This window comes from Vibrio sp. V23_P3S9T160 (assembly GCF_963886625.1).
Lineage (GTDB): Bacteria > Pseudomonadota > Gammaproteobacteria > Enterobacterales > Vibrionaceae > Vibrio > Vibrio anguillarum.
Genome location: NZ_CAWPDB010000057.1, coordinates 1 through 4,355 on the forward strand (window position 1 = coordinate 1; position 4,355 = coordinate 4,355).

Annotated in this window: 4 protein-coding genes; all 4 read left to right on the forward strand. The window is 44.8% G+C overall.

Translation table 11 applies throughout. The features are described 5' to 3' along the window. Window positions 1-260: 260 nt before the first annotated feature. Window positions 261-1,421: a polysaccharide export protein gene (locus AACU59_RS03460; RefSeq protein WP_017044357.1), complete on the forward strand. Its 1,161-nt coding sequence runs from the start codon at window positions 261-263 to the stop codon at window positions 1,419-1,421. A gap of 25 nt (window positions 1,422-1,446) precedes the next feature. Then, window positions 1,447-1,887 carry an arsenate reductase/protein-tyrosine-phosphatase family protein gene (locus AACU59_RS03465; protein ID WP_017045428.1) on the forward strand — a complete coding sequence of 147 codons (441 nt, stop codon included), beginning with the start codon at window positions 1,447-1,449 and terminating at the stop codon, window positions 1,885-1,887. A gap of 40 nt (window positions 1,888-1,927) precedes the next feature. Next, window positions 1,928-4,090 carry a polysaccharide biosynthesis tyrosine autokinase gene (locus tag AACU59_RS03470; protein ID WP_094145206.1) on the forward strand — a complete coding sequence of 721 codons (2,163 nt, stop codon included), beginning with the start codon at window positions 1,928-1,930 and terminating at the stop codon, window positions 4,088-4,090. Window positions 4,091-4,111: 21 nt separating this feature from the next. Continuing rightward, on the forward strand, window positions 4,112-4,355 hold a 244-nt coding region (locus tag AACU59_RS03475), incomplete at its 3' end, for an adenylyltransferase/cytidyltransferase family protein (RefSeq protein ID WP_161437540.1).

A 4,355-nucleotide genomic window follows, 5' to 3' on the forward strand; every position in this document is an offset into this window, starting at 1 on the left:
TACTCCTTTATTGACTATATTGTAATTTGAAAGTCTGATTAGTGGGTGCTGTGCTGCATTTTAATGAATAACCTATTTTCAATTATCATCGGCTTAAACGTATTTAACACCGTCATAGGGAGCACCCTAGGGCGGTAGCGTGCCAGCAAGTTTTTATTTATGACTTCTAGCACATTGATATATAAACACATTACTCATGTGCCTTGGCTTCATATAAGCACCTTGGTCATGACTGTGATTGAAATAGCAGGAACGTTCGCGTGTCAAAAAAGTATTTGCCTTTGATTATCGCCTCAGTAGTTTTAACGGGGTGCACCATTCCGGGTTCACACCTACCTACAGGCGAAAAAAATGCCGCATGGGAAGCAGAAAGCAACGAATCCTTATCTTCTCAAGTGAATGTCTACCCCCTTACTCCTGCTTTTATTAAAGAGCTGAAAAAATATAAAAATCAGCCTATTACTCAACCCAATGCTCCGTTAGAACAAGAAATTGCTCGCTACGAATATTATATCGGCCCTGGTGATGTGCTTAATATCACCATCTGGGATCACCCAGAGCTAACCATTCCTGCCGGTTCATACCGCAGTTCGGCAGAAGCGGGTAACTGGGTCCATGCGGATGGCACCATCTTTTACCCTTACATTGGTGAAGTGAGTGTGGCTGACAAAACCGTAACGGAAATCCGCCAAGTGATTTCAGAAAAGTTAGCTAAGTACATTGAATCGCCTCAGGTCGATGTCAACGTCGCTTCTTTTCGCTCGCAAAAATCCTACATTACTGGTGAAGTTAAAACGCCGGGTCAGCAAGCCATCTCAAATATTCCCTTAACATTATTAGATGCCATTAACCGTGCTGGTGGTATTACCACGGATGCAGATTGGCGCAATGTGACGCTGACTCGTAATGGTAAAGAGGAACTTCTTTCTCTTTATGCTTTGATCCAGAAAGGCGATTTAACGCAAAACCGCTTACTGCGCGATAGCGATATCGTACATGTGCCACGTAACGACGGGCAAAAAGTGTTTGTGATGGGCGAAGTCAAACAGCCACAAATGCTGAAAATTGACCGTACAGGTATGAGCCTGACCGAAGCCTTGAGCACAGTCGGCGGCATTAATGAATACGAAGCCGATGCCACGGGTATTTTTGTGATTCGCGGCGCGCAACAACAGCAAGCCGTGTTAAGCCACGCAGCGCCCAACCAAGATGACCCTATCGCCAATATTTACCAGCTCAATATGCAAGATGCGACGGCGTTAGTCATGGGCACAGAGTTTGAACTGCAACCTTATGATGTGGTGTATGTCACCACCACGCCCGTTGGGCGCTGGAACCGTTTGATCAGGCAATTGTTGCCAACCATCAACGGCTTTAATGAGCTGTCTGAAGGTGCGTTACGGGTGAAAAATTGGCCATAACTGAACAGTAAATAAGAGAAAAAACGTGTTTTCTAAAATATTAGTGGTGTGTGTCGGTAACATCTGCCGTTCACCAACAGGCGAGCGAGTATTACAAAAGCTATTGCCGAATAAAGAAGTGGCTTCGGCTGGCATTGCTAGCGCCAAAAGCCATCTTGAGGGCAAACCCGCCGATACCATGGCCAGCCAAGTTGCTGCAGAACATGGCATTGATTTAGCTGGTCATGCATCGCAGCAGCTCACATCAGCGCTTTGCAGCCAGTATGATTTAATTCTCGTGATGGAAAAGGGGCACATTAGTGCATTAAGTGAGATAGCCCCTGAAGCACGCGGCAAAGCCATGCTATTTGGGCAATGGATAGGCCAGCAAGACATCCCAGACCCATATCGCCAAAGCAAAGAAGCATTTGACCATGCCTACCAGTTAATTGACCAAGCCGCGCAAGCTTGGGCCAAAAAGCTGTAATCACCATAAGCCAAAACAGGCCGTTAGGACTTTAAACACAATGACAGCACAACAGATTAAACAACGCGTCGACACCACTTCTGACGAAATCGATCTCGGTAAATTGTTTGGCCTTCTGCTGGATGGCAAATGGATCATTCTCGCGACGACCACTTTCTTTGCTATCTTTGGCATTGCCTTTGCCTTGCTCTCAACACCGATATACAAAGCCGATGCTTTGATTCAAATCGAACAAAAAGGCTCTGGCGGCATTTCATCATTAGTCGGCGGGGAAATGAGCGATCTCTTCTCTTCTGAATCATCCGCCACCACTGAAATTGAAATCATCAAATCACGGATGATTTTAGGCGACACTGTTCATAAATTTAACCTAACAACCTTAGTTGAGCCGGATTACTTTCCCGTTATTGGTAAAGGCATTGCGCGCCTTCGCGGGCAAATAAACCGCATTCAAGTCAGCCGCTTTGAATTACCAAGTTATGCATGGCAAACGGGCCACCAAATAGTGGTGCAGGATGCAGAACAAAAAACCTACCAGTTAGTGCGTGAAGATGGCCGCGTAATGCTCAGTGGTAAAGTAGGTGAACTGGCAAAAAGTGATGATTACCAACTGTTCGTCACCGATTTAGATGCTAATAGCGATTTTGCATTTAACATCAGCAAACAAAGCGAGTTAGATGCGATTAAATGGCTGAAAGATAACTTATCAGTGACTGAACGCGGTAAACAAACTGGCATTGTTGAACTCTCTTTTACCGGCGAAAACTCTAACCAAATTCAAGCCATTTTGGATGACATAAGCCAAAACTATTTTTTGCAGAACGTGCAGCGCAATTCGGCAGAAGCGGAAAAAAGTTTAGCTTTCTTAAAAGGCCACCTGCCAACCATTAAAACCGAATTAGACAGCGCGGAAGATGTATTAAACCGCTACCGCCAAGCCAATGATTCGATTGATTTAAGCTTAGAAGCGAAATCCACCTTAGAAGTGATGGTGAAGCTAGAAGCGCAGCTTAACGAACTCACGTTTAAAGAAAGTGAAGTGAGCCAGCGTTTCACCACTGACCACCCAGCGTACAAATCACTATTGGATAAACGCCAAGTCTTGCTTGGTGAAAAAGAGCGCTTAAATCAGCAAGTACAAAAGCTGCCTAAAACCCAGCGCGAAATTTTACGCATGACGCGTGACGTACAAGTAAACCAGCAAATTTACATCCAATTGCTGAACAAAGTGCAAGAGCTGAACATCATTAAAGCCGGAACGGTCGGCAATGTGCGCATTTTAGACAGCGCAGCTACCTACGCAAAAGCTGTGAAACCGAAAAAACCACTGCTTGTTGTACTCGCGACCTTGCTTGGCGGCATGCTCAGCATTGGCGGGGTATTGGTGAAAGCGGCGCTGCACCGCGGCGTAGAAAACCCAGACGATATTGAACAGCTTGGCCTTTCGGTTTACGCCAGTGTACCTAAGTCGATTCTGCAGTTGGAATTGGCAGAAAAAATCAATAAAAAGCGTAAATCCCTGCAAGAGATGATGCTGCTGGCGGAAAGTAACCCGGCGGACCTTTCCATTGAAGCGCTACGCGGCCTGCGGACCAGTTTGCACTTTGCGATGTTGGAAGCCAAAAATAACGTAGTGATGATTTCTGGCCCTGCGCCGGGCATTGGTAAATCGTTTGTTTCCACCAACTTTGCTGCGGTTGTAGCCAAAACTGGGCAAAAAGTGTTGCTGATTGATGCCGACATGCGCAAAGGCTACTTACAACAACCTTTCGGCGTAACCTGGGAAAATGGCCTTTCAGACCTGCTCAGTGGCAAAATTGATTACGCGCAAGCGATCAAAACCACCCAAGTAGATAACTTAGACATTATGACGCGCGGCCAAGTGCCACCCAACCCTTCAGAACTGCTTATGCACCAACGTTTTAAAGCTTTGGTTGAGTGGGCTTCACAAAATTATGACCTAGTGATTATTGATACCCCGCCAGTACTTGCGGTGACTGACCCAAGCATTGTGGGTGCCCATGCTGGTACAACGTTAATGGTGGCACGCTTTGGCCTAAATACCGCCAAAGAGATTGATGTCGCCAGAAACCGTTTTGAACAAGCAGGTATTGAAGTGAAAGGTGTGATCTTTAATGCAGTAGAGAAGAAAGCGTCGAGTAGTTATGGCTATTATAATTACACCTATTCGAATATTAATTAAAATGGAATTGAAGGATAATCTATGAAAGATAAAATTGTATATGTATCAGGAACATTTGACCTTTTCCATAGTAATCATTTAAAAATGATTCAGTATGGAAGAGGGCTAGGGAGTACTCTTATTGTTGGTGTTAGTACTGATGAACTTGTATGTAGCTATAAAAAACCACCAGCAGTACCATTCGAAGAAAGAATTGAAATAATTCGCAGTTTAAAGTTTCCAGATTTAGTTATTCCTCAGCATACATTAGATCATAACGATACAG